Annotated in this window: 20 protein-coding genes and 1 tRNA gene; 12 read left to right on the top strand and 9 right to left on the bottom strand. The window is 41.6% G+C overall.

The window, feature by feature from the left end; all coding sequences use genetic code 11:
- Nucleotides 1-180: 180 nt before the first annotated feature.
- The 6 genes from ACMUMJ_RS14715 to xylF all read right to left on the bottom strand — a co-directional run bounded on the left by ACMUMJ_RS14715 (nucleotide 181) and on the right by xylF (nucleotide 7,028).
- Nucleotides 181-1,077 (bottom strand): DMT family transporter, encoded by an 897-nt coding sequence (locus ACMUMJ_RS14715; protein WP_414679613.1) that lies wholly within the window; start codon nucleotides 1,075-1,077, stop codon nucleotides 181-183.
- Between the two features lies 1 nt (nucleotide 1,078).
- Nucleotides 1,079-1,519 carry a TauD/TfdA family dioxygenase gene (locus ACMUMJ_RS14710; RefSeq protein WP_414679612.1) on the bottom strand — a complete coding sequence of 147 codons (441 nt, stop codon included), beginning with the start codon at nucleotides 1,517-1,519 and terminating at the stop codon, nucleotides 1,079-1,081.
- Nucleotides 1,520-1,538: 19 nt separating this feature from the next.
- Nucleotides 1,539-1,793 carry a hypothetical protein gene (locus ACMUMJ_RS14705; RefSeq protein WP_414679611.1) on the bottom strand — a complete coding sequence of 85 codons (255 nt, stop codon included), beginning with the start codon at nucleotides 1,791-1,793 and terminating at the stop codon, nucleotides 1,539-1,541.
- A gap of 1,515 nt (nucleotides 1,794-3,308) precedes the next feature.
- Nucleotides 3,309-4,439: a sugar ABC transporter permease gene (locus tag ACMUMJ_RS14700; RefSeq protein WP_414679610.1), complete on the bottom strand. Its 1,131-nt coding sequence runs from the start codon at nucleotides 4,437-4,439 to the stop codon at nucleotides 3,309-3,311.
- Between the two features lies 1 nt (nucleotide 4,440).
- Nucleotides 4,441-5,976: a xylose ABC transporter ATP-binding protein gene (locus tag ACMUMJ_RS14695; RefSeq protein WP_414679609.1), complete on the bottom strand. Its 1,536-nt coding sequence runs from the start codon at nucleotides 5,974-5,976 to the stop codon at nucleotides 4,441-4,443.
- Nucleotides 5,977-6,032: 56 nt separating this feature from the next.
- Nucleotides 6,033-7,028, bottom strand: a complete 996-nt coding sequence (gene xylF, locus ACMUMJ_RS14690; protein WP_414679608.1) for a D-xylose ABC transporter substrate-binding protein — start codon at nucleotides 7,026-7,028, stop codon at nucleotides 6,033-6,035.
- Nucleotides 7,029-7,426: 398 nt separating this feature from the next.
- Between xylF and ACMUMJ_RS14685 the strand changes: the two genes are divergently transcribed.
- The 12 genes from ACMUMJ_RS14685 (at nucleotide 7,427) to ACMUMJ_RS14630 (ending at nucleotide 23,210) form a co-directional block, all read left to right on the top strand.
- Nucleotides 7,427-8,482, top strand: coding sequence for a sugar phosphate isomerase/epimerase family protein (locus ACMUMJ_RS14685; protein WP_414679607.1), 1,056 nt, complete (start codon nucleotides 7,427-7,429; stop codon nucleotides 8,480-8,482).
- Nucleotides 8,483-8,525: 43 nt separating this feature from the next.
- The gene (locus ACMUMJ_RS14680; RefSeq protein WP_414679606.1) at nucleotides 8,526-9,689 is read left to right on the top strand and encodes a Gfo/Idh/MocA family protein; all 1,164 of its coding nucleotides are present in this window, start codon (nucleotides 8,526-8,528) and stop codon (nucleotides 9,687-9,689) included.
- A gap of 88 nt (nucleotides 9,690-9,777) precedes the next feature.
- Nucleotides 9,778-11,277, top strand: a complete 1,500-nt coding sequence (locus ACMUMJ_RS14675) for a sugar ABC transporter ATP-binding protein (RefSeq protein WP_414679605.1) — start codon at nucleotides 9,778-9,780, stop codon at nucleotides 11,275-11,277.
- A 113-nt stretch (nucleotides 11,278-11,390) separates the two neighbouring features.
- A complete protein-coding gene (locus ACMUMJ_RS14670; RefSeq protein WP_414679604.1) occupies nucleotides 11,391-12,329 on the top strand; it encodes an ABC transporter permease in 939 nt (312 codons plus the stop codon).
- 165 nt (nucleotides 12,330-12,494) lie between these two features.
- Complete coding sequence (locus tag ACMUMJ_RS14665) at nucleotides 12,495-13,463, top strand: substrate-binding domain-containing protein (protein WP_414679603.1); 969 nt, start codon at nucleotides 12,495-12,497, stop codon at nucleotides 13,461-13,463.
- A 258-nt stretch (nucleotides 13,464-13,721) separates the two neighbouring features.
- Nucleotides 13,722-14,750, top strand: a complete 1,029-nt coding sequence (locus ACMUMJ_RS14660; RefSeq protein ID WP_414679602.1) for a LacI family DNA-binding transcriptional regulator — start codon at nucleotides 13,722-13,724, stop codon at nucleotides 14,748-14,750.
- A 160-nt stretch (nucleotides 14,751-14,910) separates the two neighbouring features.
- Nucleotides 14,911-16,899 carry an EAL domain-containing protein gene (locus ACMUMJ_RS14655; RefSeq protein WP_414679601.1) on the top strand — a complete coding sequence of 663 codons (1,989 nt, stop codon included), beginning with the start codon at nucleotides 14,911-14,913 and terminating at the stop codon, nucleotides 16,897-16,899.
- Nucleotides 16,900-17,228: 329 nt separating this feature from the next.
- Complete coding sequence (locus ACMUMJ_RS14650; RefSeq protein WP_414679600.1) at nucleotides 17,229-17,450, top strand: hypothetical protein; 222 nt, start codon at nucleotides 17,229-17,231, stop codon at nucleotides 17,448-17,450.
- 92 nt (nucleotides 17,451-17,542) lie between these two features.
- Nucleotides 17,543-17,863, top strand: a complete 321-nt coding sequence (locus ACMUMJ_RS14645; RefSeq protein WP_414679599.1) for a hypothetical protein — start codon at nucleotides 17,543-17,545, stop codon at nucleotides 17,861-17,863.
- A gap of 135 nt (nucleotides 17,864-17,998) precedes the next feature.
- Entirely contained in the window at nucleotides 17,999-19,813 is a 1,815-nt protein-coding gene (locus ACMUMJ_RS14640; RefSeq protein WP_414679598.1) for a S8 family serine peptidase, read from the top strand.
- A gap of 546 nt (nucleotides 19,814-20,359) precedes the next feature.
- Nucleotides 20,360-21,823 (top strand): xylulokinase, encoded by a 1,464-nt coding sequence (gene xylB, locus ACMUMJ_RS14635; protein ID WP_414679597.1) that lies wholly within the window; start codon nucleotides 20,360-20,362, stop codon nucleotides 21,821-21,823.
- 193 nt (nucleotides 21,824-22,016) lie between these two features.
- On the top strand, nucleotides 22,017-23,210 hold the full coding sequence (locus ACMUMJ_RS14630) for a XylR family transcriptional regulator (protein WP_414679596.1): 1,194 nt from the start codon (nucleotides 22,017-22,019) through the stop codon (nucleotides 23,208-23,210).
- A 153-nt stretch (nucleotides 23,211-23,363) separates the two neighbouring features.
- Here the strand turns inward: ACMUMJ_RS14630 and xylA are convergent, their stop codons facing one another.
- The 3 genes from xylA to ACMUMJ_RS14615 all read right to left on the bottom strand — a co-directional run bounded on the left by xylA (nucleotide 23,364) and on the right by ACMUMJ_RS14615 (nucleotide 26,242).
- Complete coding sequence (xylA, locus tag ACMUMJ_RS14625) at nucleotides 23,364-24,683, bottom strand: xylose isomerase (protein WP_414679595.1); 1,320 nt, start codon at nucleotides 24,681-24,683, stop codon at nucleotides 23,364-23,366.
- A 612-nt stretch (nucleotides 24,684-25,295) separates the two neighbouring features.
- Nucleotides 25,296-25,372 (bottom strand) — tRNA-Val (locus ACMUMJ_RS14620).
- A gap of 441 nt (nucleotides 25,373-25,813) precedes the next feature.
- On the bottom strand, nucleotides 25,814-26,242 hold the full coding sequence (locus ACMUMJ_RS14615; protein ID WP_414679594.1) for an acyl-CoA thioesterase: 429 nt from the start codon (nucleotides 26,240-26,242) through the stop codon (nucleotides 25,814-25,816).
- Nucleotides 26,243-26,300: the final 58 nt, after the last annotated feature.

The raw sequence follows: 26,300 nt of genomic DNA, 5'->3' as shown, positions 1-26,300 counted from the left end.
AGTCGCCATTATTGCCTGTATAAGAAAGCTCGTAGTGATCATAAATTCGATGGTGAGAGATGGTGTCATGTGGAACCCTAAAATGGTTTAACATTAGGAATTGACACCATAGTCACTTGTTAGCTGAATTATAAATGGGTACTGATGACTTAAAGGTATTTTATCAACACTTGCCCCCCTTCATTCCGACCCCTTCATTCCTTCATGATTCTTTAAACTATTTCCTTTATGCAGTAAATAAAATCCAATTGATGTTATTGTTAAACCGAATATCCCCATTAAACTTACACTTTCTTTGAAAACAATGTAAGCAATTATCATTGTTGTGGCAGGGACAAAATATTGCAACGCGGAAACTCTTGTTGCTTCTCTAGTTCTAATTAGATAAAACATCATTCCATAAGCAAGGATAGAAACAACAATGGCAAGCCAAGCTACTGAAAATAAGAAATTAATTCCTAAATCCGCATAAAAGTTTTCAAATTTCCATGCTAGCGGAATGAGTAAAATAAGGGTAACAGTTGCTTGCCAAAATAACGAAACCATTATTGGTAATTCCTTTTTTTGTTTTGAGGAGTTTTTTCTTTCCATAATAGTTATAAGAGTTAGACTTACAGTTGCTGCCAATGGTAATAGATAGACCCACAAAGGAGTACCACTAAAAACTCTGTCACCGCTTACAAAAATACAAACTCCAACAAAACCAGTAAGTACCCCAAGCCATTCTAATTTAGTATTTTTCTCAGCAAGAACCCCCGCAGCAACTAATGCTGTCAAAATAGGCTGAAGGGCAGCAATTAACGCTGCTGAACCTGCATTCATTCCATACTCAAATGATTTTAATATACAAACTAACCAAAAAAAATGTGCTAAGAACCCTAAAGTGAGAGTATGTATAGTTGGTAATTGCCATTGCTTTTTGTAGCCTATAATTAAACCAACAATCAATACAACCAAGGCATATCTATAAAAGAGTATTGTAAATGTGCCTGATAAAGGAATGCCTATTTTAGCCCCGACGTAACCTGAACTCCAGAGAACAAGGAAAAGTAGCTCATCTCTTTTTAAAAAATTCATTTTATAAGCTCCTCCACTTAGCTTCAATGTCGTCAATTTCCAAATATACTTGCTGAAAGTGACGATTACCTGATGTAAGGTCGAATGATTTTCTTCCGTGTGTAATACGGTGATTATTTACTAGTAATAGTTCGCTAGGCATTAATTTTAACTCTATTTTGATTTTATTTAATATGTTCCCAAAGCAGGCGAGAGCTGAGAAGCACGCTTTTAAACCTTCATTGTCGATTCCAATAGTGTGGTTAATCGTCCAATTTGCATACCTGATAATTCCAATAGTCCCATCACCTAAAATTTCAATTACTGGTTTAATACTCCGTGTATCATGTGTTTTTGAAAATAATCGGAACCCAATTTGTTGTTCAGTTAGCGTTTTGTAATGATGAGGATAATTGTTTTTTAATATAAGTGCTCCTTTTAAGGCAATGAAAAGCAAAAACACTAGGTGGCCATCTATATCCCTAGCAATCAGTATGCAGAGGTAGATCTACCAGAGTAAAGCCTTGAGTATAGGCATCTTTTTTAATAACAATATCAGCTATTCTGTCAAATACAATCTCGCGAACACAACCAAGCTGGTAGGCAAATTGTTCTACAAAGTTTTTTTCTATGGGAGCATTGCATAACTTAACAATTCCTTGACTAAGAAAGGTTTCTAACATTTCCTTAAGGTATTTATTGTCTGATTCTATTTTTTCATAATCAAAAGAAAACAAATTATAATTATCTTTCCAGGGCTCTTCCTCTATAGTGTGAGATTGGAATCCCTTTATATTTTTTATTATTTCAACTGAGTAAGCTGAAGAGTGATCATCTGACCAATCGATATGTAATATTGTTTGGTCAGATGTTGCTTTTAGTGGATAAACATCAACATCGAAATTTTCAATTTTATGTTTTCGTTCAAAAGTTTCTTTTATATAGCATTCAGAACACTAGCATGCATCTCGTAAAAGAATAAATGGAAATTGATACAGCTGTCCTTTGATAGTAATAAGTATATTTCCTTCTTTTTTTGCTATTTGGCACTTCATAATAGGTAGCTCCTTTTAAGTTAGCGAGAGTTTAAAATTCAGTTAACGCTCGCATAAATTGCACAGTAAATTTGGCAACTTTTTTGTGGTTTTTTACAAAAAAGGTGACAAGTTTACGGAGTCAGATTTAATGCGCTTGTTAAACAAGCACTACGCACTGGCTAATAACAGTGTGTGTTGCCTGTTTAGATTAGTTTAAAACGGAAGGAGGATTTGAATACGCTTCCGTTGCGATTTGTCTAACGGCACACCATGCCGAATATGTTAATACTCAAGTTAACGCAAACCTTCTATTGGCACCAGAACAAAAACGCTGGTATGTGAATATTACACATAAATAGTAGCTGATAACTCTTTAGTGGCTTGATATTGGTATAGCCACTGGCCTCAATAAAATATAATTTCTAGTGCGATTTAACTACTAAGCGGTTATACAGTGGCGTAGCCATGGTTATAACCGTCTGTTGAACGGCCGCTTTATTTATAGGGAATTTGCTTTTTCAAGATCAGCGACGTCCCTGTTTATATCGCGGTGTTTTTTTGTACTCTCAGAGGTTTCTTTTCAAAAACCTTCGTGTTTTTAGATTTTTTTGTATTGCTTTTTTATACTTTTACTCGCATTCATGGAATTAGGCAAGACTCCACACTGCTTTTCGTGTTTCAAGAAGATGTCATTGAATCTAACCATTTATCCGGCCTAGCGGCCTAGTGAGCTTTACCCCTCCCTGACCCTTGAAAGACATAAGGGGAGGGAACATTACAGATTCAATTAATCAAAGAGGTAGATTTGTCGGCCTGAAGGCGCGACCTACAAAAAAGCGATGTTCAATTAAATTAAAAGGCTTCTGTCTTTTCTGCGCTGACGACGACAGTAACGCAAGCAGAAAAGACGAAGATTTTGCTGAGTATGATTGGTTGGGGCGTGACCAAGTGTGTTCTGAATTGAAAGGGGTTTCAAATTTTCCAGTCATCTATTGTTGCATACACCCTTACCATGTCGGAAGACGCCTACGGCTTTTCCAACCTACCTGCCGACGACAGTGACCCAAGCAGAAAAGGCGAAGGCTTTTCTGCGTGTGATTATTCGGCTTTGTGAGGGTTGCGGGTGTTGTCAGACTGACTACTGATATGGTTTTTTATGTAGGGAGGGGTAAAAAGCCGCTTGAGTAAGCGGCTTCCATGTATTTACTGTATGAATTAGTGTGATTTTTTCGTTTTCACATCCAACCATACAGCGAGTAATAAGATCGAGCCTTTAACAATCAGTTGCCAGAATGTAGGTACGTCTAGCATGCTCATGCCATTGTCCAAGCTTGCCATGATCAACGCGCCCATGATTGCGCCAAACACCGTTCCTATGCCTCCAGCCAAGCTGGTGCCACCAATTACACAGGCAGCGATGGCATCGAGTTCCGCCATGTTACCCGCAGAGGGGGAACCAGCGCCCAGTCGTGATGTCAGGATCAAGGCGGCGATGGCGACCATCATTCCGTTGAATCCAAAGACCCACATTTTATTCCATTCAACATTTACCCCAGACATACGAGCCGCTTCAATGTTGCCACCGATTGCGTACACTCGACGACCAAATGCGGTTCGCTTAGCAATGTACGTGGCCAATAAAATCAAGCCGCCCATTACCAGTATCGGAGTAGGAATGCCACGATAGTTCTCTAATGAAACCAACAACCCAAGTAACACTGCCACAACAATAAACGCTTTTGTGTACTCAAACTTTGCCTTGGTGTTTTCTAATCCATGGTTCACTCGCGCTTTACGACGGGAATACACCTGCGCTACAAGCCCAAGGCACAAAACGCCAATAACGCTAACACCCCAGCCCGATGGGATGTAACTCTGCCCAATAATAGACAAATCACTGGAGGTCGGTGCGACAGTCGCACCATCGGTTAACCCCACTAAAATACCTCGAAAAGCCAACATACCCGCTAACGTAACGATAAAGGAAGGCACTCTTTGATAGGCAACCCACCAGCCATTAAACAAGCCCAACACCAAGCCCGAGCACACCGTAATCAAGATGGTTAATGCAATCGGTAGATGCAACCACACATCCAATATGGCGGCGACGCCTCCTAATAGACCCATCATAGAGCCCACGGACAAATCAATTTCAGCACTGATGATAACGAACACCATGCCAATGGCCAGTACACCCACAATCGCGGTTTGACGAATTAAATTGGAAATATTACGCGGTGTAATAAAGGCACCTTCCGTTGCAATCGAGAAAAACACAATGATAAGCAGCATTGCCGTTATCATCGCGAGCAGTTGCAGCTGGCTTGTTTTGATTGTTTTAAACATTCTATACACCTTCTTTTATAGCGCAGTTCATTATCATTTCTTGAGTGAGCCCTTGATGGTCAAATTCACCTTTGAGACTTCCTTCGTGCATCACCAACACTCGGTCACTGATGCCAATAACTTCAGGCAATTCAGAAGACACCATAATGATGGACACCCCCTCTTTTACTAAGGCATACATCAATTTATAGATTTCATATTTCGCGCCCACGTCGATACCACGAGTCGGTTCATCCAGAATCAGAATCTTAGGGTTGGTTAATAGGCATTTAGCAATGATCGCTTTTTGTTGATTACCGCCACTGAGGTTTTTAATCGGTAATTCAGGTGATGCGGTTTTTACTTTTAATCGAGAGATGTAGTCAATGATGTCCTGAGATTCTCGGCTTTCATCAATGCTGCCAACGTTTATGCCGCCAAAAGACGTAACGTAATCACGTAACACGGACAAGCTGATGTTTCTGCCAACCCCCATAATAGGAACAATACCATGCCGTTTTCTGTCTTCAGGAACCATGGCGATACCAGCAGCTAACGCCTCTCTTTGAGAACGAATACTTAATGGTTTGCCATCCATTTCAATCGTCGCGTTATAGCGTCCGTCGTAACAACCATAAATGCATTGCATCAATTCGGTTCGGCCTGAACCAATCAAACCTGCGATCCCAAGGATTTCGCCGCGTTTAAGAGAAAAGCTGACGTCGTTTACTTGAGGAACCGACGCCCCCGCTTGCATAGCATGGGCGTGCTTTACCTCTAATACCACCTCACCAATGTCGTGCTCTTCTCTTGGAAACAGCTCTTCTAACTCACGCCCAACCATCATGCCGATAATGTCATTTTGCGTCAGTTCGTTGGCTAATTTGGTACCGATATGATCTCCATCACGGATAACCGCCACCCAGTTCGACAAAGATAAGACCTCATCCAACTTATGGGAAATGTAAACACAGGCGATCCCTTGTGACTTTAAATCCTGCACAATGTCTAAGAGTATTTGAATTTCATTGCGCGTCAGTGACGACGTAGGCTCATCTAAAATCAACAGCTTGACGTTTTTATTAAGGGCTTTGGCAATCTCTACCAATTGTTGTTGCCCAACGCCCAACTCCCGAATCAAGGTACTGGGCGATACATCCAGTTTCACCCGTTTCAATACATCCCGTGTAGTGCGATACATTTCTTCATCATTTAACCGAGTAAAGCCACCCAATTCATTGCCTAAGAAGATATTTTCCAAAATCGACATGTCTTTAACCAATGCCAATTCTTGGTGAATAATCACAATGCCTAGGGCCTCAGTGTCTCGAATCCCCGTTGCTTTAACAGGTTGGCCTTCAAAGAAAATCTCTCCTTCGTAAGAACCAAACGGCCAAACGCCACTGAGTACTTTCATTAACGTGGATTTGCCTGAGCCATTCTCACCACAAATAGATAAGACTTCTCCGCCAGACAATGTGATGCTGACTCCATTTAATGCTCGCACACCGGAAAAACTTTTCACGATGTTACGCATTTCTAATAGTGGTTGCGTCATATTGTTCCCCTATGAAAAATACAGGCATCCACTTGAATACCTGTATTGCGAATTAATTAAGGGTTATAAACGTCATCACGAGTATGGAAGCCGTCTGCAATGACTGTGCTGTCTAAATTGTCTTTAGACACAGCAACCGGTGCAAGTAACACAGCATCAACGTCTTTAGTGCCGTTGTTCACATAACCTGAGGATGAAATTGTTTCATTTCTCGCCAATTTCATCGCCATTTCAGCACTGGTTTTCGCCAGTTTTGCGATCGGTTTGTACACTGTCATGGTTTGCGTGCCTTTCACGATACGACGCATAGCGGCAAGGTCCGCGTCTTGTCCTGAAATTACAACCTTCCCATCCAGACCTTGGGCCGCAAGAGCTTGAATTGCACCACCAGCGGTTCCGTCGTTGGATGCAACGACCGCATCGATGTTATTGTTGTTGGCAGTTAAGCCATTTTCCATAATGTTCAACGCCGCTTCCGCTGACCAACCCATTGCCCATTGGTCGCCCACTACATTGATTGCTTTTGAATCGATTGCAGGTTGCAGTACGTTCATTTGGCCTTCACGAAACATCTTCGCGTTGTTGTCTGTCGGTGAGCCACCCATTAGAAAGTAGTTTCCTGTTGGTGTGCGTTTCAGTAATGCTTCTGCCTGCATTTCGCCTACTCGAACGTTATCAAACGACACATACAAGTCGATATCAGCAAACTTAATCAATCGATCATAGGCCAATACTTTGATGCCTTCGGATTTTGCTTCAGCTAAGACATTGCTAAGCACTTCGCCATTTTCTGGCACAATCACCAACACATCCACGCCGCGAGAAATCATGTTTTCAATTTGAGAGATTTGAGTTCTTACATCACCGTTAGCGGATTGGGTGTATACTTTTGCTCCCAGAGATTCAGCGGCTTCGGTAAATAAGTCTCGGTCTTTCTGCCAGCGCTCTAAACGTAGATCAGACATCAACAAACCAATTTTCTCACCAGACGCCATAGCAGGACCAACAGCGCACGTAGCAGCAAGCAAACCAATAGAAATTAACTTTTTCATTTTCATTCCTTTTATTCTTATTAAGTGAACGATTCTCCCAAAAGGAGTGATTAGAATGTAAAACGAAAGCGCGATGGGTAAAATTATCTTTTTTTTGTATTTGGTTAGTTTTTTTTGCAGCATTTTTTCTTTTTATTTATAAAAAACATTCTAAAAAACGGCTATTTAGCAACTTTTTTGTAATTTATTTCATTTGTTACATTTCTATTGAAAACCATTTTTTTCCCATTTTCAGTAAAAAAACCCATTTACACAGGGTTTAAAATCACTATACTCAATTCAGATCGAGTAAAAAGACTTAGCGAAATAGCGTTTTAAGTCTTTTTTTGAAGATAGAAATGTAATCGATTACATAAAATAAAACCTACACTAATAAAAATAATGATGAGGTTAACCTTATGAAAGCCTTAAAAGGTCCTGCGCTGTTTCTTGCCCAATTTGCCAGCGATGAAGCCCCCTTCAACTCATTTGAAAATATCATCGAATGGGCATCCAGAATCGGTTTTAAAGGTGTGCAAATCCCAACATGGGACCAAAGATTGTTTGATCTAGATCGCGCCGCAAGCGACCTAGACTACTGCCGTTCACTGCAAGACACGCTTGCAAAATACGACATGGTTGTCACCGAATTATCCACTCACTTACAAGGGCAATTGGTTGCAGTTCACCCTGCCTATGACGATATGTTTGATGGTTTTGCCCCTGATCATGTGAAAGGCCATCCCGATGCCAGGCAAAAATGGGCCGTTGATCAATTATTCAAATCTGCCCAAGCGTCAAAAAATCTTGGTCTTACTAATCATGTTACCTTTTCGGGGGCACTACTTTGGCCTTACCTCTACCCTTGGCCCCAAAGACCAGCTGGATTGGTTGAAGAAGGCTTCAAAGAACTGGCCAATCGCTGGCTGCCTATTTTGGACGAATTTGATCGCTGTGGTGTAAACGTATGCTATGAAATTCACCCAGGGGAAGATCTACACGATGGGGCAACGTTCGACTTGTTTCTCGAAGCCACCAACCATCACTCAAGAGCGAACATTTTATTTGACCCCTCTCACTTTGTGTTGCAACAACTCGATTATTTGGCCTTTATCGATATCTACCACGAACGCATCAAAATGTTCCACGTAAAAGATGCAGAATTTAATCCCACAGGCAGACAAGGTGTGTACGGCGGCTACCAGAGCTGGATAGACCGAGTGGGACGCTTTCGTTCTTTAGGCGACGGTCAAGTGGATTTCAAAGGCATTTTCTCCAAGCTTACTCAATATGATTTTGATGGCTGGGCAGTCATTGAATGGGAATGCTGCATGAAACACCCTGAAGCAGGTGCAGAGGAAGGCGTTAAATTTGTTAACGATCATTTGATTCGCATTACCGAACGCGCTTTTGATGATTTTGCCTCTAGCGGCATTGATCATGCCATGAACCGTCGCATTCTTGGCTTAAATTAGCTCAGAAAAAAACAATAGCATCAAGAATGAGAGAGACAATATCATGACATACAAACGCATTCGAATTGGTATGGTTGGCGGCGGAGACGGCGCTTTTATTGGAGCGGTACATCGCATCGCGACACGCATTGATGATGGCTTTGAATTGGTGGCTGGGGCGCTGTCTTCCAACCCTGAAAGAGCACTTACATCGGCGTTAAAATTGGGCATCAATAAAGAACGCTCTTACCCATCATTTCAAGCAATGGCGGTCGCAGAAAAACACCGTACCGATGGCATTCAGGCCGTTATTATCGTCACACCAAATCACATGCACTTCCCTGTAGCTCGTGCTTTTTTAGAGCAAGGCATTCACGTCATTTGTGATAAACCTGTCACGAAAGATTTAAGCGAAGCGCTAGCATTAAAAGAGTTAGTAAACCAATCTGGTGCTTTTTTTGCACTTACCCATAATTACACAGGTTACCCATTAGTAAGACACGCAAAGCACCTTGTTGATACGGGGGTACTGGGCGATTTACGCGTTATTCAAGCGGAATATCCTCAAGACTGGCTCACAAACAAGGCCGAAGATTCGGACAATAAACAAGCCAAATGGCGAACTGATCCAGAGAAGTCTGGTATGGCAGGTTGCTTAGGGGACATTGGTACACATGCCTTTAATTTAGCCTGCTTTATATCCGGCCAAAAAGTCCAAGAAGTCTCCGCCGATTTAACGGCATTTGTAAAAGGCCGTCGCTTAGATGACAACGTTCACACCATGTTGCGATTTGATCAAGGTGCCAAAGGCATGTTGTGGTCGAGCCAAGTGGCACCCGGTAATGAAAACGGTTTGAAAGTCCGTATTTATGGTGAAAAAGCCGGCATTGAATGGAGTCAAGAGTCACCAAATGAACTTTGGTTGTCGGTGTTTGGTGAGCCAACTCAAAAAATCACCCGTGCAGGCCATGGCGCTGGCGCTGAAGCAAACCGGTTATCTCGAATTCCTGCAGGGCATCCCGAAGGCTATTTGGAAGGTTTTGCCAATTTGTATCTCGACATCGCCCTTGCGATTAACGCCATTGAAGATGGCGCAGAGGTTAATTCGGTTCAAGGGCTTATTCCAAGTGTTAACGATGGAATTGAAGGCATGAAGTTCATTACGGCGGTACTGGATTCCTCTAAGAATAACAGTGCGTGGCGTACGCTTGCGAGCACCTGTACGTAGCCTGTTATTCCTTCAAACTACGTAAACGACTGAACACAGACAAGATACTGATTAGGTGAGACACTAATTAAAAAAAGAGGTAAGCCTGATGAATGTTCCCGTTATGCAAATCAAAGGCATAGTCAAAGAGTTCTCTGGCGTGAGAGTTCTGCACAAGATCACTTTAGATATTTTTTCTGGTGAAGTACTGGGTGTGCTGGGTGAAAATGGCGCAGGTAAATCGACTCTATTAAAGATCATCAGCGGCATTTACACCAAGACCTCGGGCAGTATTAAAATTGACGGCGAAGAAGTGGTAATCCAATCCTCTGCGGACGCCAAACGGTTAGGCATTGCGATGATTCCGCAAGAGTTTAATCTCATCAGCAGCCTCAATGTTTTTGAGAATATCTTCCTTGGCAATGAGATCAAGAAAGGCTTTTTACTCGATAAATCACTGATGCGCAATAAAGCAAACCAGCTATTAAAAGAATTAGAAACCGATCTCAATCCTGACTCATTGATTGAAAATTTGAGCGTCGCAGAAAAGCAAATGGTGGAAATTGCCAAAGCTTTAGTCAATGAATCGCGCATCTTAATTATGGACGAGCCAACGACCGTGCTGACTGATCATGAGGTGGACATTTTCTTTGGCCTTGTGGAGACCTTAAAACAACGCGGTGTGACCATTATTTTCATTTCTCATAAGTTGAAAGAGGTAAAACATCTGTGCGATCGCTTAGCAATTTTAAGAGACGGACATTTGATCAGTGTTGACGATGTGAGTGACATCAACGAAGAAGACATGGCACGTAAGATGGTTGGCCGTGAACTCAACCAAATCTATCCACAACGGGCAAAGCATGGAGAAGAGATCGTCCTTAAAGTTCGTAATTTATCGATTCATGGTTTGTTAAAGAACATCAATTTTGATCTTAAAAAAGGCGAGGCTTTAGGCTTTTCAGGCTTGATTGGCGCGGGTCGTACAGAAACCGCTGAGGCTATTATGGGGCTACGCAAAAAAGACTCAGGTGATGTGGAAATTGACGGACGTCCTGTCGAAATCAACACCATCTCCGATGCAGTGCAGCACAACCTTGCTTACTTGTCAGAAGATCGACAAGGCAAAGGGCTGATCATGAATTTTGATATCCCTAAAAACATCACACTGATCTCTCTATCGTCGTATGTTCGCGGACTTATTCAATATAAAAAAGAGAAAGCGGTCGCCCGAGACTACGTAAAACGCTTTGATATAAAAGCCGCATCAATTCATTCCAATTTAGCCAATCTCAGCGGTGGTAATCAGCAAAAAGTGTATTTGTCCAAATGGATGGACACACACCCAAACATTCTTATTTTAGATGAGCCGACACGCGGTATCGACGTGAATACCAAAAAAGAAATTTACCACTTTATCCGCACCTTAACAGAACAAGGGGTATCGGTCATCGTCATTTCTTCGGAGTTGGAAGAAGTAATGGGCTTATCCAATCGAGTCATGGTGATGCGATCCGGAGAGATAATGGGCGAACTTACTGGGAATGCAATCAATGAAAAAGAAATCATGTATTACGCGGCAGGCTTAAAAACCATGGCCAGAGCATAACAAAAACATTAGTAATGTACTAAAAAAACGAATGCCGACCATTATTAATAATAAATACGTAAAAACGAGGTTCCACTATGATCATGTCCCAGTTGTCGCCGATGATAACCCGCATGAAACGGCTTAACATTGCAGCTTACGCGCCTTTTATTGCCTTACTTATTCTGATCGTATTTTCTTCGATTGCGAGTGAGCATTTCCTTATGCCAAGAAACATTACCAATGTGTTAAGGCAGGTTTCCTATACGGGCATTATTGCGCTTGGCATGACCTTTGTGATCATCGCAGGTGGCATTGATTTATCCGTCGGCTCTATGGTGGCGCTGGTTGGCGTATTGTCCATTATGATCATCAACGGCGCTGGCGATGGCTGGTGGGCTGTGGCCATGGCCGTTTCATCTGCCATCGCATTGGGTGGCGTATTTGGGGCCATTAATGGTCTGATTATCACTCGTGGGAAGGTCGCTTCTTTTATTGCCACCCTCGCGACCATGTCTATTTTCCGCTCGATGACGCTTTATATCAGCGATGCGGGCGAAGTCGTTTCAGAAAACCAACACTTCTCTGACATTGGTGGCGGTTATTTATGGGCCATCCCCTATCCAGTCTGGATCTTCTTATTATTGGCTGTTGCTTACCATATTTTATTAAAACACAGCGCCTTTGGTCGTCATGTTTGCGCCGTGGGTTCCAACTCAAAAGTCGCATCCTATTCCGCTATTAAAGTTCGCTGGGTGTATTTTTTAACTTTTATGATCGCAGGGCTTTCTGTGGGTATTTCCGCGGTATTACTGGCATCAAGATTGAATTCTGTCAGCCCAGGTGATGCAGGGTTATTTTACGAATTGGACGCCATTGCCGCTGTTGTTATCGGCGGAACAGCACTTTCTGGTGGTAAAGGCACTATTTGGGGAACGGTCATTGGCGCTGTTATTCTCGGCATCATAAACAACATGCTGAACCTCATGGGCATCTCGCCCTACTTACAAGGCATGGTAAAAGGTCTCGTCATTTTAACAGCCGTTCTGGTGCAATTTAAAGGTGATAGATAATCACACGGTGCACTTTTACAGAGGAGTCGTTCTCTAAAAAAGACACAATGACTTCGTTTTTCTTTACATGTATCCCATAAAAAGAAAGGCAAGAAACCGAGCAAAATTCGCGTTTTGCTCATTACTAAATACGATATTCAACCATAGGTTCAACGGAGAATTTCCATGAAAAATAAAAATAACATCATGAGAGTGCTAACAGTGTTTACCATGCTGTTTGCCTTCATTAGTAGTAGCTATGCTGCAACATATAAAGTAGGAATCAGTGTACCCTCTGCGGATCACGGCTGGACAGCAGGTTTATTATGGTGGGCAAATAAGGCCGTAAAAGACTTAAAGAAAGAAGAAAAAGATGTTGAGTTTTATGTAGTCGCAGCAAGCTCAGGCTCTAAACAAGTCGGCGATGTGGAAGATTTGATGATCAAAGGCATCGACGCCTTAGTTATCCTGCCTCATAACCCTGCTACCTTACAAAAAGTCATTGAAGAAGCCTACAGCGAAGACATTTATACCGTGGTTGTGGACCGTGAGCTTGCCACTCCTGCTCAGCATGTTTTCATCGCGGGTGATAATCCAGGGCTAGGTCGTGTGGGTGCACAATGGCTTGCAGAAGAAATGTCAGGAGAAGGCAACATTGTTGTGATTGAAGGTCTGCAAATTCCGATCAATAAACAACGTGTTGATGCGTTTAACGAGGTAATGGCAGACTATTCAGACATTACCATTCTAGACTCTCAACCCGGTGACTGGTCTACACAGAAAGCCTTATCGGTAATGGAAAACTTTTTACAAAAACACCCTAAAATTGATGCGGTTTGGTGTCAAGATGACGACATGCTAAAAGGCGTTCTAAAAGCCATTGAAGAAGCGGGGCGTACAGACATTAAAACCGTTCTTGGTGGTGCTGGATCAAAAGACATTATTGATCTGATCCAACACGATAATAAACTGGTTCGTGCAACAGTAACTTACAGCCCATCTATGATTGCATCCGGTATTGCTCTGGCCGTACATGGCATTAAAGGCGAAAAAATAGGTCACCTATTCCATGAGCCTTCACGTGTAATTTTAGGTGCGGATTTAGTTACTAAAGAAAATGCAGCGGATTACTACTTCGCTGATGCCGCTTACTAAAAGCAACATCAACTTACTCAAGACAACATCCATTTAAGTTAAGTTAAGCTAAAAGCACATGTGTAAATCATTAGGGCTATCGCCCTAATGATTTCTCTGTTGAATCTGCCTTTTCAAATCCTGTAGCCAATATGTTTGTGTTTGGTTTTTTGTTAAGATACAGCAGATACTGATTTACCCTTATTTTCGTATATATTGACGCAAGGTAACTTCTTTTGAATTCTGTTATTCATTCATTCTTTTTGACTCTGGACTTTCATGGCAACGGTTAAAGATGTAGCAAAGCTTGCGGGCGTGTCCACAGCGACCGTTTCCAGAGCCTTAGCCAATCCAGAAATTGTCTCTCCTAGTACTCGTCAAAAGGTTGAAAAAGCCGCTTTGGACGTAGGCTATTCACCTAATGGACTGGCACGTAGTTTACGAAAAAGTGAATCGAAAACCATCGTTGTTGTACTCCCTAATATAGACAGCACCTTTTTCTCTGATGTAGTGCATGGTATTGAAGCCTTGGCTCACAAGCACGGCTATAAACTGCTCATTGGCGACACAGGCAATGAATCGTCTCGCATCGGTAGTTATTTTGAATTATTTGAGAGCAAACTGGTAGACGGCGTTCTATCCCTTTCATCGGATATTCCTGAATCCATGATCCTCAATTCACAGGGAGAGATTAAGCTTCCTATCGTCATTGCTGGTGAATACTTTTCCGACATTGCCGTACCTACCGTTCACATAGACAACAATTACAGCGCCAAAAAAGGCGTTGAATACTTAATTATGATGGGGCATCACAAAATAGCCTGCATCACAGAGAAACTTGAAAACCCCGTATTTAATGCGCGCACCAATGGCTATAAAGAAACCATGACAAAATGGAAACTGCCTATTCAAGATCATTACATCCTTGAAAGCGATTTGTCTTTTCTTGGCGGTTACAACTGCGGCAAGCAATTGCTCGCCCTCAAAAACCCACCCTCTGCGATCGTCTGCCACAGTGACGAAGCCGCTATTGGTGTATTGAAGGTTGCCCGTGAAATGAATATTAAAGTACCAGCAGACTTGTCTGTTATTGGCTTTGACAACCTTGCGTTAAGTGAATACTGCGTACCCGAACTCACCACAATCCATCAGCCACGCCAACTCATCGGAGAAACCTCTATGAAGTTGTTGCTGGACATTCTATCAGGCAAAAAACCCAACCCTGAAATGACTCTGCCAACACAACTTATTGTACGAGAAAGCTCCTGCCCACCGCCGATAGAACAACGTTTACAAGTCGACCTTTGATTAAAAATCATTACGAAAAAAACACATCATTCAAACCAGGAAATTAACCTAGAATATAACACTTTTATTAATTTTATCTTGACGTATACTTAAACAATGATAAATTTTATGAATGAATGACTTCATAAAAAAAAGGACGCTATTCTTTGAGGAACATTCTGTGCAATCTGATAATGCTATTTTTATTGAGTCTCAAATTGTTCGAAATATCAGTGTTCCTATTTGGGTTTTCGACAACGAATCTGCACGAATTATCTGGGCGAATGATGCGGCACTCGAAATTTGGGCAGCAAAGGATTTAGCAGAATTAAAACGCAGAGACTTTCAAAAAGACATGTCTACAGCCGTTAAAAAAAGGCTTAACCAATATACTGAAGATTTTATTGCGTCAAACAGTCGGTTTACCGAACAATGGACTTTGTATCCAAAAGGCAAGCCTGTTCATGTGAATATCCATTTTAGCGGTATTAGACTTGAGTCTGACCGAATAGTCACACTCTGTGAAGGGTATTTAATCGATAACATACCTCCTGAAGTCGCACGAGGATCGGATGCTCTACTTCATACTCGTTTAATGATTTCTCTCCACCAAATAGAGGGTAACACTCTCTATTTAAACCCCGCCGCAAGAAGTGCATTTATTTCAAATGAAAACGGATTAAAAGACCGTTTTGTTAATAAAATGGATTATGATCAACTCATACAAGAAATATCACAGAGTAGCGGAACAAATATTGTAACAGAAGTTCACACCGCAACAGGAAAAAGTTGGCACGATATAGAAGCTCGTCACTGCCATGATCCAGTCACTGGAAAGTTGTCGATTTTAATCAGCGCCACAGATGTTAGTAATTTAAAAGAAGCTGAAAAGTTAGCACAAACAGTGGCAATGCATGATTTTTTAACTAAGTTACCTAATCGGCATGCATTGCCCACCATTTTTCAAAAGTCCATGGCACTAGCTAAAGAAAAGAATGTACAAATTGCGTTAATGTTTATTGATTTGGATGAATTTAAAGCAATAAATGACACGTTAGGCCATTGTGAAGGCGATAAGGTTTTGATCACTGTAGCAGACAGACTGTCTCATTTATGTGGTCATAACGATTCTGTAATGCGACTTGGCGGTGATGAATTTTTATTAATAATAGAAGAAAGTCACTTTGAATCATTTAAAAAACGAGCATCACAGGTAATTCATTCTATTGCCAAGCCCATCGAATACAATAACGGCCATCTATCAATTACCCCAAGTGTCGGAATCTCTCTTTATCCTACACACTCAGATGATATACACATGCTTATGCAATATGCTGATCTTGCTATGTACGAAGCAAAATCAGCAGGTAAAAATCAATTTTTCTTTTTTGAAGAAGAGATTAAACAACACTTTGAATATGAATACGAATTGCTATCAGACCTTAAGCAAGCCATTTTAGAAAATCAACTGATATTACACTACCAACCAAGGTATTCTACAAAAACACGCAAAATTATTGCTTTAGAAGGGTTAGTAAGATGGAATCACCCGAAACACGGCCTGCTTTATCCCGACTCCTTTATCCCTCTGTGTGAACAAATTGGATTAATTGACGAGTTAGGTATTTGGGTGCTCAAGGAAGCAATACAGCAAATTACCATTTGGAGAGAAATGCAAATTGATGCTTTTGTCTCTATTAATGTCTCTATTCACCAGCTAGTAAAACCTCACTTTATTGATACATTAAAAAAAGCATTAGAGATCAATGTAGATCTAATGAATCGTTTGGAAATAGAGCTTACAGAAACAGCACTCTTTAAAAGCGATGATAAAATACTGAACAACATCAATGAAATTCGTGACGCGGGTATCAAGATCGCTGTAGATGATTTTGGCATGGGTTATTCGAACCTATCCAGATTAAAAGCACTCTCTCCTGATTACATTAAAATTGATCGCAGCCTTATTACTGACTTACCTATCAACGCTCAGTTAGCAAAAATAGTCATCGACATTTGTAAATTAATGGGCGCTGATATTATTGCCGAAGGAATCGAAACGGCTGAAGCAGCGGCATGGGTAAGTGAAAACGGATGCGATGAAATGCAAGGATTCTTTTTCAATAAAGCGTTGCCTGAAAAAGAAATAACCCCATTATTGATAAATTGAAATCGATGCCTTATTAACCAGCAGGAATATGATAACTCTACACTTTCTATCTGACTGCACACAAAAATAGGGAGCCATGTAAGCTCTCTATTTTTAGGCGACTCTGCCAATCTATAGCTATTGCGTTATGATGCAAGCTCTGGTGGCTTAATGCCTGCATTTGGCACATTTTCAAGATTTGCCATTTCTGATTGAGCATCTTTAACAGAATATAAGACAAACAAAACATTAATTATATGATGTAGAATAAGAAAAAAGGATTTAATATGCAGCATCCCTACAAATTTAAAATATTTTCGGCCTTACTATTAACTGGATCTTCGGACCTTATGGCCCAACCAATTAAAGCACAATTGAACATCGAAAGATTATCCCCTAAAGATAAAGAACTGGTTTTAGCTATGCCAGAGAGCGAAGTAAAGCAAATTTTCAAGACTGATAAAAAGAACGCTGAAAGTTTTGGGCCGATAGCGCATTTATTGACAGGGAAAAGCACAGTCAAGCCTTATTTTGGCATGTCCAGAGAGAAAAAACGCATTACAACCTTATAAACCTGAGGGAATACTTATATAAAATATCCAATGAATTAGATTCTGCCAATTCCATTGTAAATAGTCCGACAGGTAAGGGCGCTCTAATTGAGTTGAGCACTATAAAGCCAAGCTCCAGAAAAAACACTTGTACGACCAGCCCTACTGTATTTGCTGTCCAACCCAGAGAGCTTCATAAAATAGAAATGAAATGTTTCTACAATAAGAAACATACTCGGGAAATACATGCAGGCATGTTTATTGCTTACAGTACAGATTACGTAATACGCAATACTACTGGGCATCTATTAAAAGCAAGTCCATTAGGCCCTGTAACTACGATTAAGCAAACACAACTCTCTGTTGTCAGTGACTTTCTGTATGACGGTAAAAGACTCTCAATTGAGTCAATCTTAAACATCAAGTTGCGGTAAAATGGCAGCAACTATGGTTCCACCTTTAACCTTCAGGGTGACGAGTCATCTGGATGGCATTTCGCAATCGAAATTCGATATACCAATACAATAACTTCAGAATAAAGATAAAGAAACGTTTAAAAGGAATCTCAGATGTTTAAATTTTCATTACCACTATTAATTACGTCGTTTGCATTGACCGCTTGCGGTGGCGGTGGTGGCGATGGCGATGGCGGCGGTTCTAGCGATAACCATGAACCAGATCTAATCGTGAATGAACCAGATCTAATCGTGAATGAACCAGATCTAATCGTGAATGAACCAGATCTAATCATGAATGAACCAGTTACAAAACGTGTGCTTGAATATCAAAGTCAAGGCTTCGGCTGCGACGCATTAAATATTTGCGAGAAATTTAATGTCATAAGTATGAACTATGATGGTGACTACAATCGCTGTGATGCCAACACTGGAGAATGTTCAAAAAAGAGCATTTTACAACATACATTTGACAAAATAAGAGCGGATAATATTGACCAATTCGCCCATTCCAATCAAAGATATGTTGGAGCCGTTACTGAAAGCTGCAAATATTTTGGAAACGATAAAGCAGGTTGTCACTTTACTTATCAAGATGGTACTGAATCATTGTTTTTTGCCGATATGGACATAAGCCCAACGGCAGGCACCTTTTCCTATAGCTCCGCACCCACTGTTAGCGACCTTACGATAAAAGTTACGGCAAGAAACTTACTTACGGAATACAACCTATTAGACTTCACCCCTACATTGCCTGATAAACCTTATAAATGGGCTGGCATCATATCTGGCGTATCAGAGATATTAAACAACTCTTACGAACAAGACTGGGGGTTTGATTTAATCAATTTCGATAGGGTTTTTGTGGCAATGCGTACTCCTACTTGCTCAAAGACAAGCGCCTTTGAATATTCTTGCTCTTTCATAGAGCAAGTAGATATTGTGAAGCAATGTGACTTTCTAATGGGAGAAACAGATACTCCTACATGTAATGTGTATGATGAAGCAACACCATCACTTAAATCGATTATGCAGGACCAACTTAGCTTTATGGGATTCGATGCCGCGCAAGAGGTGGGTGCTAATTATTCAAAATCCTACCCTGTCACTGTTTACGACACAGCCTGTGAACCGAATCACTCTTATATTAAACACAGAGTCAACCGCATTTTATTTGATGATGGAGCACAAAAACGCCTGCTTAACCCAAATGATGCACAAGATAGAAATTTAATGAGGCTTAAAGGAAGTGATTGGGCTAATGTTGCAAGTACTCCTCACTGCTCTGGTGTTTCAAGTGTAATCACCTCTTCTAATGGGGCATATATTGATCTGCTTAACTACCCGCAGCAAGTGAAAGTGACTCCCGGAGAAACAGGTTTAGGTCTAATGAATGGTAGCTGGGGTTATTCTCTGGACAGAGGTACAGCTATAAGAGAACACATCGCAGATGGTAATTTTTATGTGTGGGCTGGTGGAAACTCTCAACAAAACCACTCCAAAGCCATAAAAGATTATCCAAATGTGGATTACATTTGGGGAACCAGTCTTGCTAAACATGCAATCATGGTAGGCAACATTGACTCTAAAAAAGAGTTATATTCGTCATCGTCTATACCTGGAGATAATGAAAAAGTTCAAGAGAGATGGATCATCGCACTGGGAACTGAGGTTCTATCCGCAGGCTCATTAGCTGGAACAGAAGATTCATATCTAAAATGGACAGGCACTTCTCTAGCAGCCCCTTTTGTATCCCGCGCTCTTGCACTAGGTAAAAGCTACTGCTCTGTATCTAGTTATGAAAACCTAGCCGACACGTTACTGGCTACAGCTGATAAATCAATTCCTAACTATGATCCTAGTATTCACGGAGTAGGGATGCTTGATGTCCGCGCTTTTTTGTATAAATTACAGACAAATTGCCCATAATCGTATTATAGTTAATGAATAGTTCTTATATAGGGCTATTAAATACGTATTAATCCATTTATTAAAAAGGAATGATTAATAGAATCTTAATACCTACCATATTGATTTTCGGGTGCACTCAAGCACTCTCAACCTAGATTGTTGCTCGGTAATTTATCATTACTGACAAGCCTAGCAACGGTCTTGGTCGCTCTGTTCTCTTCTCAGCTGATACAATAGTCCATCTTTACCCTTACCCTTACTGTCATTTGGTGGGCTATTATTGTTTTCCTCATTGATCTTTAGCGGCCACTTTTTCTCTTTTGTTTTTTTAGCGCCTAAAGAAAGACATTAGCATTCATTATTTATAAAAAACGCCACCAGCAAATAAAAAAAGATAATACCTCACGACAAACGAAGGCATTAGTATTGAGAAAGTATTCACTCAAATAAAAATCTAAATTCAAGTCAGAAGTGTGACACATCTGTTCCTTACCCATATACAGATTGAATTGAGTTAATTATTTTCTCTGTGATTTGATTATCCATGATTGTATAGGACTCGTTATGTATTTAGGCATCGACCTTGGAACTTCTGGGGTAAAAATCATCCTGTTGACGGAAGACGGGCAAGTAAAAGCCAGCCAATCCGCTCCACTCTCTGTTTCACGCCCGCACGAACTTTGGTCTGAACAAGATCCTGAAAGCTGGTGGCAGGCCACCGACACCGCTATGCTAGCCTTGGCAAAAGAACACCCATTAGCCGATGTCAAAGCCGCGGGACTTTCAGGGCAAATGCATGGTGCGACATTACTCGATAAACAAAACCAAATACTTAGACCCGCCATTCTTTGGAATGATGGGCGTTCACATGCGGAATGTCACTCATTGCAAAATGCCTGCCCTGAAGTTCAATCCATTACAGGCAATTTGGTGATGCCAGGCTTTACCGCACCCAAACTGCTTTGGGTTAAACAAAACGAGCCGGATATTTTTGCTCAAATCCATAAAGTACTGTTACCGAAAGATTATTTGCGCTTTCGCATGACAGGCGACTACGCCACCGATGTTTCTGATGCATCTGGTACATTATGGCTGGATATGGAGCAGCGCAACTGGAGTGAGCGCACGTTGCAAGCGACTGGGCTAGCCCTTGAACACATGCCAACCGTGTTTGAAGGTTCCGACATAACGGGCGCATTACACAAGGCAATAGCCGAACGCTGGAACATGCCCGTTGTCCCTGTTGTTGCAGGCGGTGGTGACAACGCCGCTGGCGCCATTGGTATGGGGATCATCAAAGAGCAGCAAACCATGCTGTCTCTAGGAACCTCTGGGGTGATATTTTCCGTGAGTGACGGCTTTACCGCCAATCCAGAGGCAGCATTACACAGCTTTGGTCACGCCATTCCAAATACATGGCACACCATGTCGGTGATTTTAAGCGCAGCAAGTTGCCTTGACTGGGTAACTAAATTAACACAATTCCCTTCTGTTGAAGCAGCACTGACTGCGGTAGAAAGCAATCAAAAAAGCAACAGCCAAGTGCTCTTTCTACCCTATTTGAGCGGTGAAAGAACCCCTCATAATGACGCCAATGCCAAGGGTGTTTTTTGGGGCATGACACATGAAACAACCCCTGTGGATTTGGTTTCGGCGGTGCTAGAAGGTGTCAGTTTTGCCTTATTAGATGGCTTAGACGCTGTGCGCTCTGCACAAAAGGTCAGTGACAGCATTGACGTTATCGGAGGTGGTGCAAAAAGCCAATATTGGCTACAACTGCTGGCGGATGTATGTAATGTCCCTATGGCGTATCGTGAAGGAGGAGAGATTGGTCCGTCTCTTGGTGCGGCTCGTCTCGCTGCATTGAGTGTGCACGGCAACGCCGTTTCTTTTGATACCGCATTAGATGACATTTGTGGCAAACCAAACCTAGTGAAAATGTATCAACCTAATCCACAAAAAACCGCCCTCTATCTTGATAAAAAAGAACGCTTTCAATCACTTTATCAAAGAGTTAAAGGCTTTTAACACGCTCAAAAATACAGTTTAAAAAGCCATACAACGACCACAGTGCTTCAGTCTACAAAAAAGTCTTGTGGTCGTTCGCCTTGCTCTAAAAAAATAGGTTATTACCGTTTATTCTTGCTTAACACTCAAAATCCCTTCAAGGTGATGATATTAAAAAGACACCACTAAAAACAAAAATTCGAGATGGTTTCGTATGTTTGAAAAACGCTATCGACTTAACTTAGTTTTCAATGCCAACAAGGTCTACGATCGACAAATAGTCAAAGGCATCGGAGAATATCTGCAAGCCGCTCAATGCGATTGGGACATCTACTTCGAAGACGATTTCCGCTACCGATTAGGCAGTCTTAAAAGTTGGAAAGGTGACGGCATCATTGCCGATCTGGATAACCCTGAAGTAGAGGCCATTTTAAGATCGACGGACATTCCGATGGTTGCTATTGGTGGGTCGTATCAGCACAAAGAGGACTACCCTCGCCTGCCCTATGTTGCCACCGACAATGCCGCTTTGGTGAAACTTGCCTACGAACATCTAAAACGCAAAGGACTACCACAGTTCGCTTTTTATGGAATGCCCAACAGTGACCACAGCCGTTGGTCAATGGAAAGAGAACACGCTTTCATAGAATACGTCAGTTCCGATGGTTATCACCCTCATGTCAATCAAGGGCTATGTACCACGGCTGAACTTTGGGAAACCGCTCAACAGAATTTAGAAAGCTGGTTACAAAACCTACCCAAACCCATTGGCATTATCGCCGTGACCGATTCTCGTGCCCGCCATTTATTGCAGGCCTGTGATCATCTCAATATTCTGGTACCAGAAGAAGTGGCAGTGATCGGCATAGACAATGAAAGCATGGCGCGTTATTTAAATCGCACCGCCTTATCTTCGGTGACCCAAGGCAGCAAACAAATGGGTTATGAAGCCGCCAAAATATTACACCGGATGCTGTTAGGCTACCCTGTTGAAAACTCCTTGGTTGTGGTTGATCCTATTGGGGTAGAAGAAAGACAATCATCGGATTATCGTGCTCTGCGTGACCCTTATGTAATTCAAGCCATGCATTACATTCGTCACAATGCTTGCAGAGGCATCAAGGTTGGTCAAGTGGTGGACAGTGTTGGCATTTCGAGAAGCAACTTAGAAACGCGTTTTATAGAAGAAGTGGGCTGCTCAATGCATGAACAACTGCACATGACCAAATTCCACCGATCTTGCGAGTTGGTCACCTCCACCAGTTTAGCGTTTGATGAAATTGCCCGCATTTGCGGCTACCCGTCGGTGCAATACATGTACACCGTCATGCGTAAAAACCTAGGCATGACACCAGGGGAATATAGAGTGTCTTCCCGACTAAAAACAGAAAATAACGAAAGAAGCTAAATCTTAAATTCAATGATCAATTAAAAACCTTAAAAAGGGCGATGTCACACAGACAATCGCCCTTTTAATTTATCTGTTTTTATGCAACCCAATGAGATTCATTAATGAAACGTATTAATGAAACCCATCCATTGCATAATGACGCTGTCAAAATTAACGGTAGATGTAACCATTCACCATATTTTCTAACATTTCCTGCTGACCAGAAACAGGTTGCGGGTCAAGATTATTCTTTGCTACGTACGCAGCTAACCCTTCAATTGACTGCTCTCCAGACAAAATCGTCTGACCTAGTGTGTCGTTCCATTTTGCGTAACGCTGATCCACATACTTGGCCAGTGCCTCACCTTCGATCATCTTAACCGCTCGCTCTAAAGACAATGCCAGCGTATCCATCGCACCAATGTGACCATGGAATAAATCTTCAAGGTCGGTAGATTGACGACGCAATTTGGTATCAAACATATAACCGCCGCTTTGGAAGCCACCCGATTTTAGAATTTCATACGTCACTAAGGTGTACTCTTCCACACTGGTTGGGTATTGATCTGTATCCCAACCTAATTGCGCATCGCCTTGGTTGGCGTCTACAGAGCCCAAAATACCTAACGAACAAGCTGTCGCAATTTCATGATGGAAGCTGTGTCCAGCCAACGTAGCGTGGTTTGCTTCAATATTCACTTTGATCTCTTTCTCAAGACCGAACTCTTTTAAGAAACCAAATACCGTTGCCGTATCGTAATCGTATTGATGTTTGGTCGGTTCAGCGGGTTTTGGTTCAATCAATAATGTGCCTTTAAAACCAATTTTATATTTATGCTCTACGACCATCTGCATAAAGCGACCCAGTTGAGCACGTTCACGCTTTAGGTCGGTATTTAATAAGGTTTCATAGCCTTCTCGACCTCCCCATAATACGTAGTTTTCACCTTTTAATACATGGGTTGCGTTCATAGCATGGAATACTTGAGTCGCTGCATAAGCAAAGATTTCAGGGTTCGGATTAGACGCCGCGCCAGACATGTATCTCGGATTAGAGAAGGCATTGGCCGTTCCCCATAATAATTTCATCCCTGTTGCGTCTTGCTTAGCTTGCAGCACATCGACCATTTCGGAGAAGTTATTGATGTACTCTTTAATCGACTTACCTTCAGGGCTCACATCCACATCGTGGAAGCTGTAATACGAAATACCCAATTTAGTGAAAAACTCAAACGCCGCATCGGCTTTCATTTTTGCCGATGCCATTTCAGAATCCGCGCGATACCAAGGTCGTTCAAAGGTATTACTCCCGAAGACATCACTGCCTTGCCAACAAAAATTATGCCAGTAACACGCGGCCATTCTTAAGTGTTCAGCCATAGTTTTACCCATCAGCACCTTGTTTGCATCATAATGTTTAAACGCAAACGGGTTCGTAGAATCCACTCCCTCGTATTTTACAAACGGAACCGTATCAAAAAAATCACTCATAGCCGTACCTCTAATCTGTTTTTAATTATTGTTTTTGCTCATGATTCATCATGATTTTTTTAAAGACAGGCATCAATTACGAAATTTCACGACGTGGTTATTGATTTTGAAAATGAAACACATAAAAGCACAGCAAACCTTATTATTCTTATGAGAGATATGAAGAATAAAATGAGTTTGGGCTTGTCGTCTGGAATTCGGTTTGGGAGGGTTCTGACTTGGCCTCTGGTTGGGCTTGGTTAAAGGCAGTAATCACCTCCAGACTGCAATTGGAACTGATCCTCATGGTGTAAGTTTTGACTGAACACAAATGTCTCCTAGTCAAAGTTTGAGTACGTATCTTATGGATATCTCTCCACTGATCGTTAAATCTAACCCTCTTTTTCATACCATCCGGAAATTAAGGCTTGAGCCACTTTTAGAAATGGCATATTTGACTTTATAGAGTGCGATCACACGGCCAGATTTCATTCGACGACGAGTCAGTAACAGGTGATTTTTAAAGGCATGGTATTGTTTGAGAATAGGAAACGTCAGCAATGTATTCGAAATGAAAAACACAAAAAAAGAGCTTACAAATCAATGTAAGCCCTTGTTTTTATTGCTTTATTTTGGTAGGGCTAGGCAGATTCGAACTGCCGACCTCATCCATGTCAAGGATGCGCTCTAACCAACTGAGCTATAGTCCTATAAACTTTGTGCTGCAAATTATACGCATAGTTTTTAGGTTGGCAAGCCCTGTTTTCCTTTTTTTAAACATTTTGAATTTATTAGACTTATTTACCGTGTGTCTCTTTATGATTAACTCAAATAATCAAATTAATCACATTTCTTGTCGTTTCGTTTAAGTCCATTACACTAGGGAAGGTGCGATTCTGCAGAAATGTTAACACCTTTCAAAGAGTCGTAACGAAATGTGGCGTTTTCTCTGAAAGACCCGCAGGGCATGGTCAAACGCCAGTATTCTTTGTTGAGTATCTCGAAAATAGGCCAGCTATTCACATTCAATACTCGCCTCGAATAGCCGGCTTTTATCCACATGCTGAGGCAAGAGGACTTATTCGCACCTTCCCTAGGTAACCAAAGTGATACTTTCGGAAAAAAGTAATCATTCAAATCCAACAAACCTTCTAGAATCCCATATTTTCTAATGCATAATCTGGCAACTCATCTTCAGATGGCACTGGAGTGGATTTGCCATCTTCCCCGAGCGCGACAAATTTGAAAATGCCTTCGGTGACTTTTTCACGAGTGCCGATCCGGCCCCGCCTTACCCATGCTTCTACGCCTATCTGCATAGAGGTTCTACCTATAGAGTGTACGTGTGTATAAACCCCTAAGATGTCCCCTACTTTCACAGGACGAATAAAACTCATTCGGTCAATTTCTACCGTTACCACTCGTGTTTGAGCACGTTGGCCAGCACAAATCCCTGCCGCAATATCCATTTGTGACATAACCCATCCTCCGAAGATGTCACCTGCTGGATTGGTATCGGACGGCATTGCAACGGTACGTGTAGTTAGTCGACCTTTCGTTTGGCTTTCTTCACTAGGCATAAATGACCTCTGATCACGTTAATTAAATAACACTCGTTAATAGTATGTGTTGCAAATA

The organism is Marinomonas phycocola (genome assembly GCF_047525455.1).
Classification (GTDB): Bacteria; Pseudomonadota; Gammaproteobacteria; order Pseudomonadales; family Marinomonadaceae; genus Marinomonas.
This window is presented reverse-complemented; position numbering and strand designations above follow the sequence as displayed.

What these genes read in the sequence shown, in the direction of transcription:
- ACMUMJ_RS14675 (WP_414679605.1), top strand. Translation starts at nt 9,778, where the DNA reads ATGAATGTTCCCGTTATGCAAATCAAAGGCATAGTCAAAGAGTTCTCT.
- ACMUMJ_RS14670 (WP_414679604.1), top strand. Translation starts at nt 11,391, where the DNA reads ATGAAACGGCTTAACATTGCAGCTTACGCGCCTTTTATTGCCTTACTT.
- xylA (WP_414679595.1), bottom strand. Translation starts at nt 24,683, where the DNA reads ATGAGTGATTTTTTTGATACGGTTCCGTTTGTAAAATACGAGGGAGTG.
- ACMUMJ_RS14660 (WP_414679602.1), top strand. Translation starts at nt 13,722, where the DNA reads ATGGCAACGGTTAAAGATGTAGCAAAGCTTGCGGGCGTGTCCACAGCG.
- ACMUMJ_RS14685 (WP_414679607.1), top strand. Translation starts at nt 7,427, where the DNA reads ATGAAAGCCTTAAAAGGTCCTGCGCTGTTTCTTGCCCAATTTGCCAGC.
- xylB (WP_414679597.1), top strand. Translation starts at nt 20,360, where the DNA reads ATGTATTTAGGCATCGACCTTGGAACTTCTGGGGTAAAAATCATCCTG.
- ACMUMJ_RS14665 (WP_414679603.1), top strand. Translation starts at nt 12,495, where the DNA reads ATGAAAAATAAAAATAACATCATGAGAGTGCTAACAGTGTTTACCATG.
- ACMUMJ_RS14680 (WP_414679606.1), top strand. Translation starts at nt 8,526, where the DNA reads ATGACATACAAACGCATTCGAATTGGTATGGTTGGCGGCGGAGACGGC.
- ACMUMJ_RS14630 (WP_414679596.1), top strand. Translation starts at nt 22,017, where the DNA reads ATGTTTGAAAAACGCTATCGACTTAACTTAGTTTTCAATGCCAACAAG.
- xylF (WP_414679608.1), bottom strand. Translation starts at nt 7,028, where the DNA reads ATGAAAAAGTTAATTTCTATTGGTTTGCTTGCTGCTACGTGCGCTGTT.
- ACMUMJ_RS14650 (WP_414679600.1), top strand. Translation starts at nt 17,229, where the DNA reads ATGGCCCAACCAATTAAAGCACAATTGAACATCGAAAGATTATCCCCT.
- ACMUMJ_RS14695 (WP_414679609.1), bottom strand. Translation starts at nt 5,976, where the DNA reads ATGACGCAACCACTATTAGAAATGCGTAACATCGTGAAAAGTTTTTCC.
- ACMUMJ_RS14640 (WP_414679598.1), top strand. Translation starts at nt 17,999, where the DNA reads ATGTTTAAATTTTCATTACCACTATTAATTACGTCGTTTGCATTGACC.
- ACMUMJ_RS14700 (WP_414679610.1), bottom strand. Translation starts at nt 4,439, where the DNA reads ATGTTTAAAACAATCAAAACAAGCCAGCTGCAACTGCTCGCGATGATA.
- ACMUMJ_RS14615 (WP_414679594.1), bottom strand. Translation starts at nt 26,242, where the DNA reads ATGCCTAGTGAAGAAAGCCAAACGAAAGGTCGACTAACTACACGTACC.
- ACMUMJ_RS14715 (WP_414679613.1), bottom strand. Translation starts at nt 1,077, where the DNA reads ATGAATTTTTTAAAAAGAGATGAGCTACTTTTCCTTGTTCTCTGGAGT.